At 66.9% G+C, this 14997-nt stretch carries 12 protein-coding genes; 2 read left to right on the top strand and 10 right to left on the bottom strand.

The window, feature by feature from the left end; all coding sequences use genetic code 11:
- Window positions 1–188 precede the first annotated feature (188 nt).
- The 10 genes from AVS7_RS09060 to scpA form a co-directional block, all read right to left on the bottom strand.
- Window positions 189–620 carry a PaaI family thioesterase gene (locus AVS7_RS09060; protein ID WP_020228134.1) on the bottom strand — a complete coding sequence of 144 codons (432 nt, stop codon included), beginning with the start codon at window positions 618–620 and terminating at the stop codon, window positions 189–191.
- A 4-nt stretch (window positions 621–624) separates the two neighbouring features.
- Window positions 625–1095: a VOC family protein gene (locus tag AVS7_RS09055; RefSeq protein WP_024001225.1), complete on the bottom strand. Its 471-nt coding sequence runs from the start codon at window positions 1093–1095 to the stop codon at window positions 625–627.
- Between the two features lie 100 nt (window positions 1096–1195).
- Complete coding sequence (locus tag AVS7_RS09050; RefSeq protein WP_020228132.1) at window positions 1196–1960, bottom strand: enoyl-CoA hydratase; 765 nt, start codon at window positions 1958–1960, stop codon at window positions 1196–1198.
- Entirely contained in the window at window positions 1957–3138 is a 1182-nt protein-coding gene (locus AVS7_RS09045; protein WP_020228131.1) for a CaiB/BaiF CoA-transferase family protein, read from the bottom strand. Before AVS7_RS09045 ends, AVS7_RS09050 begins: the two co-directional genes overlap by 4 nt.
- 7 nt (window positions 3139–3145) lie before the next feature.
- Window positions 3146–4123 (bottom strand): tripartite tricarboxylate transporter substrate binding protein, encoded by a 978-nt coding sequence (locus AVS7_RS09040; RefSeq protein ID WP_020228130.1) that lies wholly within the window; start codon window positions 4121–4123, stop codon window positions 3146–3148.
- Window positions 4124–4238: 115 nt separating this feature from the next.
- A complete protein-coding gene (locus AVS7_RS09035) occupies window positions 4239–5126 on the bottom strand; it encodes a LysR family transcriptional regulator (RefSeq protein WP_020228129.1) in 888 nt (295 codons plus the stop codon).
- Between the two features lie 34 nt (window positions 5127–5160).
- Window positions 5161–7209, bottom strand: coding sequence for an acetyl/propionyl/methylcrotonyl-CoA carboxylase subunit alpha (locus AVS7_RS09030; RefSeq protein WP_020228128.1), 2049 nt, complete (start codon window positions 7207–7209; stop codon window positions 5161–5163).
- Window positions 7210–7230: 21 nt separating this feature from the next.
- Window positions 7231–8763: an acyl-CoA carboxylase subunit beta gene (locus tag AVS7_RS09025; protein WP_020228127.1), complete on the bottom strand. Its 1533-nt coding sequence runs from the start codon at window positions 8761–8763 to the stop codon at window positions 7231–7233.
- A gap of 41 nt (window positions 8764–8804) precedes the next feature.
- Complete coding sequence (meaB, locus tag AVS7_RS09020; protein WP_020228126.1) at window positions 8805–9818, bottom strand: methylmalonyl Co-A mutase-associated GTPase MeaB; 1014 nt, start codon at window positions 9816–9818, stop codon at window positions 8805–8807.
- Window positions 9815–11956 carry a methylmalonyl-CoA mutase gene (scpA, locus tag AVS7_RS09015; RefSeq protein ID WP_020228125.1) on the bottom strand — a complete coding sequence of 714 codons (2142 nt, stop codon included), beginning with the start codon at window positions 11954–11956 and terminating at the stop codon, window positions 9815–9817. The genes meaB and scpA overlap by 4 nt, the downstream gene beginning before the upstream one ends.
- Before the next feature lie 131 nt (window positions 11957–12087).
- Here scpA and AVS7_RS09010 point away from each other — a divergent pair, with 131 nt between their 5' ends.
- A complete protein-coding gene (locus AVS7_RS09010; RefSeq protein ID WP_049696878.1) occupies window positions 12088–13524 on the top strand; it encodes a short-chain fatty acyl-CoA regulator family protein in 1437 nt (478 codons plus the stop codon).
- Between the two features lie 102 nt (window positions 13525–13626).
- Entirely contained in the window at window positions 13627–14850 is a 1224-nt protein-coding gene (locus AVS7_RS09005; RefSeq protein WP_020228123.1) for a CaiB/BaiF CoA-transferase family protein, read from the top strand.
- Window positions 14851–14997: the final 147 nt, after the last annotated feature.

Genomic DNA, 14997 nt, shown 5'->3' with positions numbered 1-14997 from the left:
ATGATGAAGGAAGGCGGCAAAAGAAGGAATGTTGCCGGCGCTGGAAAAGCCGTGCGGCAACAGTGTGCTTCTGTCGGCCAACAGCGCTCAAAACCATCGAACCCGCAGGATTGCGCGCGGAAAGTTGTGCGGAGAACAAAAAAGGCCCTGGTCGACGACCAGGGCCTTCGTGCGCGAAGCGCAGCCGATCAGCCGCCCTTGCGCGGATAGAGCACCATCTGCGTGCAGCGGAACAGCACCAGGGTCTTGCCCGTTTCGCGGTGCGTGACGGTGGCGTCCCACACCTGGGTGCTGCCGCCCAGGTGCACGGGCCGCGCCACGCATTCCACCGTGCCTTCGCGCGCGGTGGACATGTGGTTGGACTTGAGTTCGATGGTGGTGAACCCCTGCGCGCCTTCGGGCAGGTGGGCGCGGCAGCCATAGCCGCAGGTGGTGTCGGCCAGCGTGACGAGGCTGCCCGCATGCAGGAAGCCGTTGGGCGCCATCAGGTGCGGCTGGACGGCCATCTCGGTGCGGATCTCGCCCTGCTGCAAGGAGACCACGTGGATGCCCAGGTGCCCGGGCAGCGTGCCCTGGCTGGCACGGTTCAGGGCCTCGACGGTCTTGCGTTCCTCGGCCATGCCCTCACCCCAGCGCGGCGATCACTTCGGGCGGCGCCTGCACCAGCTCGATCAGCACGCCCTCGCCCGCGATGGGGAACTCGTCGTTGCTCTTGGGGTGCAGGAAGGTGATGTCGTACCCCGCCGCGCCCTTGCGGATGCCGCCCGGCGCGAAACGCACGCCCCGGCTGGCGAGCCATTCGACGGCCTGGGGCAGGTCGTCGATCCACAGGCCGATATGGTTGAGCGGGGTGGCGTGCACGGCGGGTTTCTTCTCGATGTCCATCGGCTGCATGATGTCCACCTCCACCTTGAAGGCGCCCTGCCCCATGGCCAGGATGTCTTCGTCCACGTTCTCGCGTTCGCTCTGGAAGGTGCCGGTCTGCTCCAGGCCCAGCATGTCCACCCACAGGCGCTTCATGCGGGCCTTGTCGGTGCCGCCGATGGCGACCTGCTGGATGCCCAGCACGCGGAAGGGACGTCGTTCAATGCTCATGGTTGCTCCTTGATTGATAGCTGGTCGCGCTTGACTGTCAAGCGCTGCAGGGCTATTTGGCTTGTATTTTGCCATGGAGCGCCATGCGCATGGAGCCGTCTTACCCCTTGATGAAGGCCGCCACCCCGGCGCGGAACGCGGCGCTGCCGTAAACGGAATCCACCAGGTCGTCGTCGGCCAGGCTGTGCTCGGCCACGATGCGGCGCAGGCTTTCCTTGACGGCGGCCTGGGTGGTGCCCGACAGCGCCATGAGCCGCTGCACGAGCGCATGCGCCTCGTCCGGCAATTGCCCTGCCGGCACGGCTGCGTGCACGAAGCCGCAGGCCAGCGCCTCGTCGGCCGAAAGGTAGTCGGCCAGCAGCAGCATGCGCTTGACGCGCGGCACGCCCAGCGCGGCCACCAGCCGCGCGATGTTGCGTGACGAGAGGGTGTTGGACAGCGTCTTGGCGATCGGCGCGCCGAAGCGCGAGCCCGCGCTGCACAGGCGGAAGTCGCAGGCCGTGGCCAGCGCCAGGCCGCCGCCCACGCACCAGCCGTCGACGACGGCGACGGTGGGCACGGGGATGCGCTCCACCGCGTCGATCACGCGCTCCACGAAGGCTTCGTAGGCGATGCCGTCGCTGCCATCGCGGAAGTCCCGGAAGTGCGCGATGTCCGTGCCCGAGACGAAGGACTTGCCGCCCGCGCCGCGCAGCAGCACGCTGCGCACGGCCGGGTCGGCGCGGCAGGCGGCGATGTGCGCGAGCAGCGCCTCGTACATGGGCGCGGTCATGGCGTTGTGGCGCTCGGGCCGGTAGATGACGATCTCGGCCGCGCCCGAGGCGTGCACCACGCACGTCACCCGTTCCTGCACGGCGGCGCTCATGCGGTTGCCTTTGCGCGGATCTCGGCCACGATCTCCTCGGTGTGCTCGCCCAGCAACGGCGGGTGACGGCGCACCTGTTGGGGCGTGCCCAGCATCTTGACCGGGAAGCCGATGTTCTTGACCTTGCCCTCGATGGGGTGGTCGATCTCCATGCACATGCGCCGGTGCGCGCCGTGCTCGCCCTCGAAGGCCTCGGGGTAGGTCAGGATGGGACCGGCCGGAATGCCGGCGGCCAGCAGCGTGTCCACCCACTCGGCGCTGTCTCGCTTGGCGAATTCGGCCTCCAGTGCCTCGATCAGCGCCTCGCGGTGTTTGAGGCGCAGTGCCACGGTGGCGAAGTCGGGGTGCTCCTGCAGGTCGGGCCGCTCGATCAGCGCGCACAGCTTGGCCCAGAGCTTCTGGTTGGTGGCGCCCATGACGAAGTAGCCGTCGCGCGCCTTCACGGCCTGGTAGGGCGCGCTCATCTTGTTGCTGGTGCCCAGCGGCACCGGCGGCTTGCCTGTGCCCCAGTACTCGGACATGTCCCAGATCGAGAACGCCATGGCCGAGTCGAACAGCGAGGCGTCGATGTGCTGGCCCTGCCCCGTCTTCTGCGCGCCGATGTAGGCCGCGAGCAGCCCGTAGGTGGCGAACAGCGCGCAGCCGATGTCGGCCACGGGCACGCCGGCCTTGACGGGCTTTTCGCCCGGATAGCCGGTCACGCTCATCACGCCGGACATGGCCTGGGCCATGAGGTCGAACCCCGGCCGGCTGGCCCAGGGGCCGCTTTGGCCGAAACCGGAAATGCTCACGTAGACGATCTTCGGGTTGATCTGGCGGATGGTCTCGTAGTCGATCCTCAGCCGCTGCACCACGCCGGGGCGGTAGTTCTCGACGATCACGTCGGCCGTGCGGGCCAGCTCGTAGAAGAATTCGCGGCCCTCGTCGCTTTTCAAGTCGAGCGCGAGCGAGCGCTTGTTGCGGTTCATGTTCAGGAAGCCCATGCTGTCCGGGCCCTTCATCTTGAAACCCATGGCGCCGCGCGTCTGGTCGCCGGTGCCGGGCGGCTCCACCTTGATGACGTCGGCGCCCAGGTCGGCCAGCAGCATGCAGGCGAAGGGGCCGGCCATGACCTGGCTCACGTCGAGCACGCGGATGCCCTGCAGCGGCAGGGGCTGGGAGTGGGGGGTGTGGCTCATGTCGTTCTCAGCTTTCCTCGGTGACCTTGGCGGCGCGCACCACGTCGCCCCATTTCCGGTACTCGTCCACCATGAAGGCGGCGAACTTGTCGACCGAGCCGCCGCCGTCTTCCGCGCCGTAGCCGTCGAAGCGGCTGGCCACGTCAGGCAGGGCCAGCACGGTGTTGATGTCCGCATTGATGCGCTGGGCCAGCTCGCGGGACATGCCCTTGGGCCCCACCACGCCGTACCAGCTCGACGCGTCGAAGCCCTTGAAGCCCTGCTCGTCCATGGTGGGCATGGCGGGGAAGCCCTTGGCGCGGCTCAGGCGCGTCTGCACGATGCACTTCATCTTTCCGGACTTCACCTGCGCGGTGGCGGCCGTCATGGTGTCGAAGCTGAAGTCGATCTGCCCGCCGATCAGGTCGGTCTGCATGGGGCCTGAGCCCTTGTAAGGCACGTGGATGCTCTTGACGCCGGCGGCCATGTTGAACATCTCGGCCGCCAGGTGCTGCACCGAGCCGGTGCCCGAGGAGCCGAAACTGATCTTGCCGGGGTTCTTGCGGCACACCTCCACCACCTCCTGCACGCTGGCGTAGCCGTTCTGGCTGCCCGTCACCAGGATGTGCGGCGTGGCGCCGATCAGCACGATGGGCGCGTAGTCCTTGAGCGGGTCGTAGGTGATGCTCTTGAAGATCTGCGGCGAAATGGCGTGCGTGTTCACGTGCGCCATGAGCAGGTTGATGCCGTCGGTGAATTTGGTCTTGGCGAAATAGTCGGCCGCCAGCGCGCCCGTGGCACCCGGCTTGTTCTCCACGACAACGGGGCGGCCCCACAGCTCGGACAGCTTCTGGCCCACGATGCGGGCGAACACGTCGGTGCCGCCGCCGGGCGCCCAGCCCACGAGGATCTTGACCTGCCCCTTGGGCAGGTCCGCGGCGGACGCATGGGCCCAGGGGACGGCCAGCGTCGCGGCGCTGGCGGCAAGGAAGGAACGGCGTTGCAAGTGCTTGTCTCCTGACGGGTGGTTGTTGGCAGCCACTGTCTCCGCCCGGAGGTTTTGCGGCAAGAATGTGCCGGGCATATCTGATTTCGCCAATGACGAAATCAGTTGAGCGCCGTCAGGCCCGGTGCAGCAGCTCGGCCACCACGTTGCGCAGGGTCTGCTCCTGCGCCTGGCCTTCGACGAAGGAGAGCACGTAGCGGCGCTCGTGCCAGTCGCCCTCCAGCGCCACGGCGGCCAGCGCGGCCTCGGGGTGGAAGCTCTCGAAGATGGCCGGCGGCATCAGCCCCACGCCCAGGCCTTGGCGCACCAGGGCCAGCATGGTGTCGAAGCCGTTGACGGTGTAGTTGGCGTGGAACACGCGCCCGCGGCTCTGGTAGGCCCGCTGCACGGCCGCGAGGATGGCCGAGCCCCGGCCCAGGGTCACCAGCGGAACGCCCAGCACCGCGTCGAGCGGCAGCGCGGACGGGCCGAACTGGAAATGCGCGCGGCTGTAGACCAGCACCAGGCGGTCGCGCCGGTAGTCGGCCTGGGGCAGGTCGATGAAGCCGCTGGTCTTCTCGAAGATGCCGATGTCGATCACCTTGTCGCGCAGCAGCTGCTGCACGATCTTGCTGTTCTCCTCCTGCACCTGCAGGGTGATCTCGGGGTACTTGGCCTGCAGCGCGGCGAGGTCGCGCGCCAGGAACTCGATGATGGCGGCCTTGGGCGCGCCGATGAGGATGCGCCCGTCCCGGCCGTGGCCGAGCGCGAGCGCATCGCCTTCCAGGCGCTGCATCAGGTTGTCCACCTGCCGGATGTGGCCCAGCAGGCGCAGGCCCGGCTCGGTGATGCGCACGCCGTGCGGCTGGCGCTTGAAGAGCCGGGTGCCGAGCTGCTGCTCCAGGTCGGTCAGCCGCTTGGAGGCCGCGGCCACGGCGAGCTGCATCCGGTCCGCTGCGCGGGAGATGCTGCCCTCCTCCGCCACCGCGAGCACCAGCCGCACGGTGGTGGTGTCCATCTTCATCACCGTGCGGGCTCCGTGCGTGGCGGTGAGCGCTTCAGGCGAACTCGATGATCACCTGGTCCACGGCCAGCGACTCGCCCTTGCCCGCGACGACCTTGCCCACCACGCCATCCTGCGCGGCGAAGAGGATGTTCTCCATCTTCATGGCCTCGATCACGGCGAGCTTCTCGCCTGCCTGCACCTTCTGGCCCGGCTGCACGGCCACGTCGACCAGCAGGCCCGGCATGGGCGAGAGCAGGAACTTGGATAGGTCCGGCGGTGCCTTGTAGGGCATGAGCTGGTGCAGCCGCGCGCCCAGCGGCGAGAGCACCAGCGCGTCGATCTGCGTGCCGTTGTGCGCGATGCGCAGCGCCAGCGGGTTCTTGGCCGTGCCGCGCTCCACCTGGGCGGTGAAGCCCATGCCATTGCACTGGCCCTGCACGCGGATGTCGCCCAGGCCCGCGGTGCTGCTGATGCGATAGGTCTTGCCGTTCAGCGTGATGGCGCTGGAGCGGTTGGCTTGGTCGTAGTCGGTCACTTCCACGTCGTGGTGCGTGTTGTTGCCGCCCGCGCCCAGCACCACCACGGTGAACTTGACACCCACCTGCACTTCGTGGCCGGTGAGCTGGCCGCTGATGCCCGAAGCACGCGCGCGGTAGCGGCGGTTCATGTACGCGGCGAGCGCGACGAGGAAATCCGGGTCGTCGTGCGGCACGTCCTCGGCGTTGAAGCCGTGGGCGTAGTGCTCGGCGATGAAGCCGGTGTTGAACTGTCCGCTGACGAACTTGGGGTGCGCCAGCAGCGCGGCCTGGAACGGGATGTTGCTGCTGATGCCGCGGATCACGAAGCCGTTGAGCGCGGCGCGCATCTTGGCGATGGCGTCGTTGCGATCGGTACCGTGCACGATGAGCTTGGCGATCATCGAGTCGTAGTACATCGGGATCTCACCGCCCTCGTACACGCCGGTATCCACGCGCACGCCGTACTTCTTGCTGGTATCGGCCTGGAACATGGACTGCTCCGGCGCCTGGAAGCGCACGAGGCGGCCGGTGGACGGCAGGAAGTTGCGGAACGGATCCTCGGCATTGATGCGGCACTCGATGGCCCAGCCGTCGCGCTTCACGTCGGCTTGCGTCAGGGGCAGCTTCTCGCCCGCCGCGACACGGATCATCAGCTCCACCAAGTCGAGGCCGGTGATGCACTCCGTCACCGGATGCTCCACCTGCAGGCGGGTGTTCATCTCCAGGAAGTAGAAGTCCTGGTCCTTGCCGACCACGAACTCCACCGTGCCCGCCGACTGGTACTTCACTGCCTTAGCCAGCGCCACGGCCTGCTCGCCCATCGCCTTGCGCGTGGCTTCGGAGATGAAGGGCGAAGGCGCTTCCTCGATCACCTTCTGGTGGCGGCGCTGGATGGAGCACTCGCGCTCGTTCAGGTAGATCACGTTGCCGTGGCTGTCGCCCAGGATCTGGATCTCGATGTGGCGCGGCTCCTGAACGAACTTCTCGATGAAGATGCGGTCGTCGCCGAAGCTGTTGCGCGCCTCGTTCTGGCAGGCGGTGAAGCCTTCGAGCGCTTCCTTGTCGTTGTAGGCCACGCGCAGGCCCTTGCCGCCACCGCCAGCCGATGCCTTGATCATCACCGGGTAGCCGATGCCCTTGGCGATTTCCACCGCCCGTTCGGCGCCTTCGATAGCGTCGTTGTAGCCGGGGATGGTGTTGACCTTGGCTTCGTTCGCCAGCTTCTTGGACGCGATCTTGTCGCCCATCGCGGCGATGGAATGCGCCTTGGGGCCGATGAAGGCAATGCCCTCGTCTTCGCAGCGCTGGGCGAAGGCTTCGTTCTCCGACAGGAAGCCGTAGCCGGGGTGCACGGCCTGGGCGCCGGTCTGCTTGGCGGCGGCGATGATCCTGTCGGCCAGCAGGTAGGACTCGCGGCTGGGTGCGGCGCCGATGTGCACGGCCTCGTCGGCCAGCTTGACGTGGCGCGCGTCCTTGTCAGCGTCGGAATAGACGGCGACGGTGGCGATGCCCATTTTCTTGGCCGTAGCAATCACTCGGCAGGCGATTTCGCCGCGGTTGGCGATCAGAATTTTCGTAAACATGTTCTTGTTCTCCTTGGCCGCTTAGAGGGGAATGTTCCCGTGCTTGCGCCACGGGTTGTCGAGCTGCTTGTTCTTGAGCATCGCCAGGCTGCGGCAGATGCGCTTGCGCGTCTCGTGCGGCAGGATCACGTCGTCGATGAAGCCACGCGCGCCGGCGACGAACGGGTTGGCGAAGCGGGCCTTGTACTCGGTCTCGCGGGCGGCCAGCTTGGCGGGGTCGTTCTTGTCCTCGCGGAAGATGATTTCCACCGCGCCCTTCGCGCCCATCACGGCGATTTCGGCATTGGGCCAGGCCAGGTTCACGTCGCCGCGCAGGTGCTTGGAGCTCATCACGTCGTAAGCTCCGCCGTAGGCCTTGCGCGTGATGACGGTGATCTTGGGCACCGTGCATTCGGCGTAGGCGTAGAGCAGCTTGGCGCCGTGCTTGATGATGCCGCCGTACTCCTGCGACGTGCCGGGCATGAAGCCGGGCACGTCCACGAAGGTGAGCACGGGGATGTTGAACGCATCGCAGAAGCGCACGAAGCGTGCGGCCTTGATGCTGGACTTGATGTCCAGGCAGCCCGCCAGCACGAGCGGCTGGTTGGCGACGATGCCCACGGTCTGCCCTTCCATGCGGGCGAAGCCGATGATGATGTTCTTGGCGTAGTCGGGCTGCAGCTCGAAGAAGTCGCCGTCGTCCACCGTCTTGACGATCAGCTCCTTCATGTCGTAGGGCTTGTTGGGGTTGTCGGGCACCAGGGTGTCGAGCGACAGGTCGGCGCGGTCGGCCGGGTCGTTGCTGGGGCGAACGGGGGCCTTTTCCTTGTTGTTCAGCGGCAGGTAGTTGTAGAGGCGGCGCAGCATCATCAGCGCCTCCACGTCGTTCTCGAACGCCATGTCGGCCACGCCGCTGCGCGTGGTGTGGGTCACGGCGCCGCCGAGTTCCTCGGCGGTCACTTCCTCGTGCGTGACGGTCTTCACCACCTCGGGGCCGGTCACGAACATGTAGCTGCTGTCCTTGACCATGAAGATGAAGTCCGTCATGGCGGGCGAGTACACCGCGCCGCCCGCGCAGGGGCCCATGATCATGCTGATCTGCGGGATCACGCCGCTGGCCATCACGTTCTTCTGGAACACGTCGGCATAGCCGCCGAGCGACGCCACGCCTTCCTGGATGCGCGCGCCGCCCGAGTCGTTGAGGCCGATCACGGGCGCGCCGACCTTCATGGCCTGATCCATCACCTTGCAAATCTTCTCGGCATGCGTCTCCGACAGTGCGCCGCCGAACACGGTGAAGTCCTGGCTGAACACGAACACCAAGCGGCCGTTGATCATGCCGTAGCCCGTGACCACGCCGTCGCCGGGGATCTTGGTGTCTTCCATGCCGAAGTCCGTGCAGCGGTGCTCCACGAACATGTCCCATTCCTCGAAGGTGCCGTCGTCCAGCAGCAGCTCAATGCGCTCGCGCGCGGTGAGCTTGCCCTTCTTGTGCTGCGCGTCGATGCGCTTCTGGCCGCCACCCAGGCGGGCCAGCTCGCGCTTTTTCTCCAGTTGGTCGAGGATGTCTTGCATGGTTGCTCTCTTGGGTTTGATGCTATTCAATTAGTAGCTGCTTACGCTTTCCCTGATTGGGCTGCGAGCAGATTTCGTGCTGCGGTGCTGGCGGCGATGCGGCCTGCGGCCACGTCGGCCTGCATCTGCGGCAAAAGCTGTCTGACCTGTGGGTGGGCGCGGAAGGCCTGCTTGAGGCCTGCGTCGATGCGCTCCCACATCCAGGCGAGGGACTGCCGCTCGCGCCGAGACGCAATGCGGCCGTTGGCGGTCTGCAGGCGGCGGAATTCCTGCACGGCGGCCCAGAAGCCGTCCACGCCCTCGCCTTTCAACGCGCTCAACGTGATGACCTTCGGCGCCCATGTCGCCCCGTCGTGGTGCGCATGCTCCGGGTTGCCGTGCATGGACAGCAGCCGCAGGCTGGACGTGATCTGCGCCTGCGCGCGCGTGGCGGCGTGAGGGTCGATGTCGGCCTTGTTGATGACCACGAGGTCGGCCAGCTCCATCACGCCCTTCTTGATGGCCTGCAGGTCGTCGCCCGCGTTGGGCAGTTGCAGCACGCAGAACATGTCGGTCATGCCCTGCACCGCGATCTCGCTCTGGCCCACACCCACGGTCTCGACGATGACCACGTCGTAGCCCGCCGCCTCGCAGACCAGCATGGATTCGCGGGTCTTCTCGGCCACGCCGCCCAGCGTGCCGCTGCTCGGGCTGGGGCGGATGTAGGCCTGCTCGTTCATCGAGAGGTGCTCCATGCGCGTCTTGTCGCCCAGGATGGCGCCGCCGGAGACGGTGGACGACGGGTCGATGGCGAGCACCGCCACCTTCAAGCCTTGCGCGATCAGGTACAGGCCCAGCGCCTCGATGAAGGTGGATTTGCCCACGCCGGGCACGCCGCTGATCCCCAGGCGGAACGAGCGCCCCGTGTGCGGCAGCAGCGCGGTGAGTAGCTCGTCGCCCTGCGCGCGGTGGTCGGCGCGGGTGGATTCGAGCAGCGTGATGGCCTTGGCGATGGCGCGGCGCTGCACGGCGCCGCTGCCCGCCACGATGCCCTGGAGCAGCACCTCAGGCGTCACGCCGTGGCCTTGCGGATCTGCTCCAGCACGTCCTTGGCGCTGGCCGGGATCGGCGTGCCGGGGCCGTAGACCCCCTTCACGCCCGCTTGGTACAGGAAGTCGTAGTCCTGCGCGGGAATCACGCCGCCGACGAAGACGATGATGTCGTCGGCGCCCTGCTCCTTGAGCGACTGGATGATCGCGGGCACCAGCGTCTTGTGGCCGGCCGCCAGCGTGGAGACACCCACGGCGTGCACGTCGTTCTCGATGGCCTGGCGGGCGCATTCCTCGGGGGTCTGGAACAGCGGGCCCATGTCCACGTCGAAGCCCAGGTCGGCAAAAGCCGTGGCCACCACCTTGGCGCCGCGGTCGTGGCCGTCCTGGCCCAGCTTGGCGATCATCACGCGGGGGCGGCGGCCTTGATCCTCGGCGAAGGCCGCGATCTCGCCCTTGAGTTTCTCCCAGCCCTCGGCCGAGTCATAGGCTGCTGCGTACACGCCGGTCACCTTTTGCGTATCGGCGCGGTGGCGCCCGAAGACTTTCTCCAATGCATCCGACACCTCGCCCACCGTGGCGCGCAGGCGGATGGCCTTGATCGACAGGTCCAGCAGGTTGCCCTCGCCGCTTTCTGCTGCGGAAGTGAGAGCATCCAGCGCTTGCTGTACCTGCGTTTGGTCGCGTTTTTCCTTGATAGCGTTCAGGCGTGCGATCTGGCTTTCGCGCACCTTCACGTTGTCCACCTCCAGGATGTCCACCGGGTCTTCCTTGGCGAGCTTGTACTTGTTCACGCCGACGATGACTTCCTTGCCCGAGTCGATGCGCGCCTGCTTCTCGGCGGCGGCGGCCTCGATCTTGAGCTTGGCCCAGCCCGAGTCCACGGCGGCGGTCATGCCGCCCATGGCCTCGACTTCCTCGATGATCTTCCAGGCCGCATCGGCCATGTCCTGGGTCAGCTTTTCCATCATGTAGGAGCCGGCCCAGGGGTCGATCACGTTGGTGATGTGCGTCTCTTCCTGGATGATGAGCTGCGTGTTGCGCGCGATGCGGGCGCTGAACTCGGTGGGCAGCGCGATGGCTTCGTCGAGCGCGTTGGTGTGCAGGCTCTGCGTGCCGCCGAATACGGCCGCCATGGCCTCGATGGTGGTGCGCACCACGTTGTTGTACGGATCCTGCTCGGTCAGCGACCAGCCCGAGGTCTGGCAGTGCGTGCGCAGCATCAGGCTCTTGGGCTTCTTGGCATCGAAGCCCTTCATGATGCGGCACCACAGCAGGCGGGCGGCGCGCATCTTGGCGATCTCCAGGTAGAAGTTCATGCCGATCGCCCAGAAGAACGACAGGCGGCCGGCGAACTCATCCACGTCCATGCCCTTGGCGATGGCGGTCTTCACGTATTCCTTGCCGTCGGCCAGGGTGAAGGCGAGTTCCAGCGCCTGGTTTGCGCCCGCCTCCTGCATGTGGTAGCCGCTGATCGAGATCGAGTTGAACTTCGGCATGTTCCTGGCCGTGTACTCGATGATGTCGCCGATGATCTTCATCGACGGCTTGGGCGGGTAGATGTAGGTGTTGCGGACCATGAACTCCTTGAGGATGTCGTTCTGGATGGTCCCTGAGAGCTTGTCCTGCGATACGCCCTGCTCCTCCGCCGCCACCACGTAGCCCGCCAGCACCGGCAGCACGGCGCCGTTCATGGTCATGGAAACGCTCACCTTGTCGAGCGGGATCTGGTCGAAGAGGATCTTCATGTCCTCCACCGAGTCGATCGCCACCCCGGCCTTGCCCACATCGCCGGTCACGCGCGGATGGTCGCTGTCGTAGCCCCGGTGCGTTGCGAGGTCGAACGCCACGGAGACGCCCTGCCCGCCCGCCGCCAGCGCCTTGCGATAGAAGGCATTGGATTCCTCGGCGGTGGAAAAGCCCGCGTACTGGCGGATCGTCCAGGGCCGCACCGCGTACATGGTGGCCTGCGGGCCGCGCACGTAGGGCTCGAAGCCGGGCAGCGTGTCGGTGTAGGGCAAGCCCTCCAGATCGGCCGCGGTGTACAGCGGCTTGACGGCGATGCCGTCGGGCGTGATCCAGTTCAAGTTCTCCGCGTCGCCCTGCGGGGCCGACTTGCTGGCCGCCTGGTTCCAGCGCTGCAGATCTCCGAAATCGAAAGCCATGGTGGGTGTCCCTGTCATATCTATATTTACAATCTTCGCAAAAACAGCGAGCATTCGCAACAATTAGGAGAAAAATTTATGCGAATTGCGAATGTAAATTTGCGATGTTTGCAAACATGAGCAAGGCTTTCATGGGAACGCACCTGAAGACGCTGCGCGAGCAGCGCGGCCTGACCCAGGCGGCGCTGGCGCAGGCGCTCAAGGTATCGCCCAGCTATCTGAACCAGATCGAGAACAACCAGCGGCCGCTCACCGTGAACGTGCTGCTGCGGCTGCAGGCGGCCTTCGGCATCGACCTGCAGCAGTTCTCGGAGGACTCGCAGGCGCGGCAGCTGGGCCAGCTGCGCAGCGCCCTGGCCGACATGCCGGGCGGCGACCAGGTGCCGCTGGCGGAAACCCGCATCCTGGCCGAGCAGCTGCCGGCGGCCACGCGCGTGCTGCTGGGCCTGCACAAGCGTATCCGCGCTGCGGAGGAACGCCTGTCGGTGATCGCGGAGAACACCGACAGCGGCCACGCCGCGCATGCGGCTCCCGCGCCCGTGCAGCCCTATGAGGAAGTGCGCGAGTTCTTCTACGCGGGCCACCAGCACCTGGCCCTGCTGGACGAGCAGGCCGAGCAGCTCTACCTGCAACTGCACCCCGAGAACACCGACCCCTATGCACCGCATGCGGCCCAGCTCGTGGCGGCACTGGAGCAGCGGCTGCGCAGCCTCCACGGCATCACCGTGCTGCGCGCGGCGGGCTCGCCCGCGGTCGAGCAGCCGGTGCGAATGCTCGAGCGCGCCAGCCACCAGCTGCGGCTGGGGGCCGGCCTGAGCGCCGGCCAGCAGGCGTTCCAGCTGGGCATCCAGCTCGCGCTGCTGGAGGCGGAGCCGACGATCGACGGATTCACCAACGCGGCCAACTTCGGCAGCGACGAGGCGCGCGCCCTGGCCCGCATCGGCTTCGCCAACCACTTCGCGGCGGCGCTGCTGCTGCCCAACCGGCTGTTCCAGACGACCGCCGACGAACTGCGCTACGACATCGACCTGCTCGGCGAGCGCTTCGGCGTGGGCTTCGAGACGGTGGGGCACCGCCTCTCGACGATGCGCCACGCATCCCCGCACAGCATCCCGTTCTTCTTCGTGCGGGTGGACCGGGCGGGCAACATGTCCAAGCGCCAGTCGTCGGTCGATTTCCACTTCTCGCGCACCGGCGGCACCTGCCCGCTTTGGAACGTGTACGACGCGTTCTCGCAGCCCGGCAAGATCCTCACGCAACTGGCCCGCATGCCCGACGAGCGTACTTATCTATGGATCGCCCGCACGGTGGAGCACCGGCGCGGCGGCTACGGCACGCCCGGGCGCATCTTCTCGGTGGCACTGGGCTGCGATGCGCGCCACGCCCATCGGCTGGTCTACGGCGACGGGCTGGGGCTGGACGCGCCTGAGCGCGCCGTGCCGATCGGCTCGGGCTGCAAGGTCTGCGACCGGGAGAACTGCGTGCAGCGCGCCTTCCCCGCGCTGGGCCGGCCGCTGAGCATCGACCCCAACGCACGGCGGTTCGCGCCCTACGCGCCCGCATCCTGAGGCCCCTAGGGTTTCATCGGATGCGGCGCCCCCATGAACCGCGCCAAGATCGCGCCCAAGGTGTTTGTAATTATTAATTCTGAATAATTAATTCCATCCAGCATGAACAGTCCATCTCCCTCCGCGCCTTCTCCCTACCTCGCCCCTGACGACCTGCCGCTCAAGGGCGTGCGCGTGCTGGAGATCTCGCACATGATCATGGGCCCCGCCACCGGCATGACGCTGGCCGACCTGGGCGCCGAGGTGATCAAGGTGGAGCCCGTGGAGGGCGACCGCACGCGCCGCCTCAAGAGCGCCGGCATCGGCTACTTCCCCGTGTTCAACCGCAACAAGCAGAGCTTCGCGGTCGATCTGAAGTCGGCGGAGGGCCGCAAGCTCGTCCAGGACCTGGCCGACAAGGCCGACATCGTGCTGGAGAACTTCCGCGACGACAGCCTGCAGCAGTACGGACTGGACCACGCATCCGTGCGCGCGCGCAACCCGCGCGCCATCTACGTCTCGCTCAAGGGCTTCCTGAGCGGCCCCTACCAGGAGCGCACGGCCCTGGACGAGGTGGTGCAGATGATGGGCGGCATGGCCTACATCAACGGCAGCGACGACCGCCCGCAGCGCGCCGCGCCTTCGGTCAACGACATCCTGGGTGGCCAGTTCGGCGTGATCGGCGCCCTGAGCGCGCTGCACGAGCGCGCACGCACGGGGAAGGGCAAGTACATCCGCGCGGGCCTGTTCGAGACCAACCTGCTGCTGGTGGCGCAGTTCATCACGCAGTTCGAGCTGACCGGCACCCCCGCCCTGCCCTTCGGCAGCAAGCGCGAACCGCCCTGGGGCGTCTACGACCTGTTCACGACCAAGGACGGCGCACGCGTCTTCGTCGCCGTGGTCAGCGACGCCCAGTGGCGCACCTTCGCCGCCACCTTCATGCCCGCGGGCTGGGCCGAGGATGCGCGCCTGTTCTCCGCCATCGACCGCGAGGCCGCGCGCCCGTGGGTCGTGCCCGCCGTGGCCGAAGTGCTCAAGAACTGGAACAGCGCCGACCTGTGCGAAGCCCTCGAAAAGGCCAAGCTGTCGTACGCGCCCGTGAACCAGCCCCATGATCTGCTGAAAGACCCGCACCTCACGCAGGGCGGTGCCTTGATGCCGACGGTGCTCCCGACCGGGGAGCATGTTTCCACGCCCGCCCTGCCCCTCGAATTCGATGGCCGCAAGGTGGGCAAGCGCGCCGACCCGCCCCAGGTGGGCGAGCACACCGTGGCGATCCTCAAGGACCTCGGCCTGGACGACGAGGCCATCGCGCTGCTGCGCCAGCACGGAAAGATCGGCGGCTAAGAGCCTGAGAGTCTTTCGTCCATGCCCGCTCATCACGCCAAAACGCCCTCGCTCGTCGTTGCAAATGCGCGCCATAGCCCGAGCTATGGCTGTGCTTTGCGTCTAGAGCGAGGGCGTTTTGGCGCGCTGCTCGGACACGGCCAAAAA

The organism is Acidovorax sp. MR-S7 (assembly GCF_000400995.2).
Classification (GTDB): Bacteria; Pseudomonadota; Gammaproteobacteria; order Burkholderiales; family Burkholderiaceae_C; genus MR-S7.
This window is presented reverse-complemented; position numbering and strand designations above follow the sequence as displayed.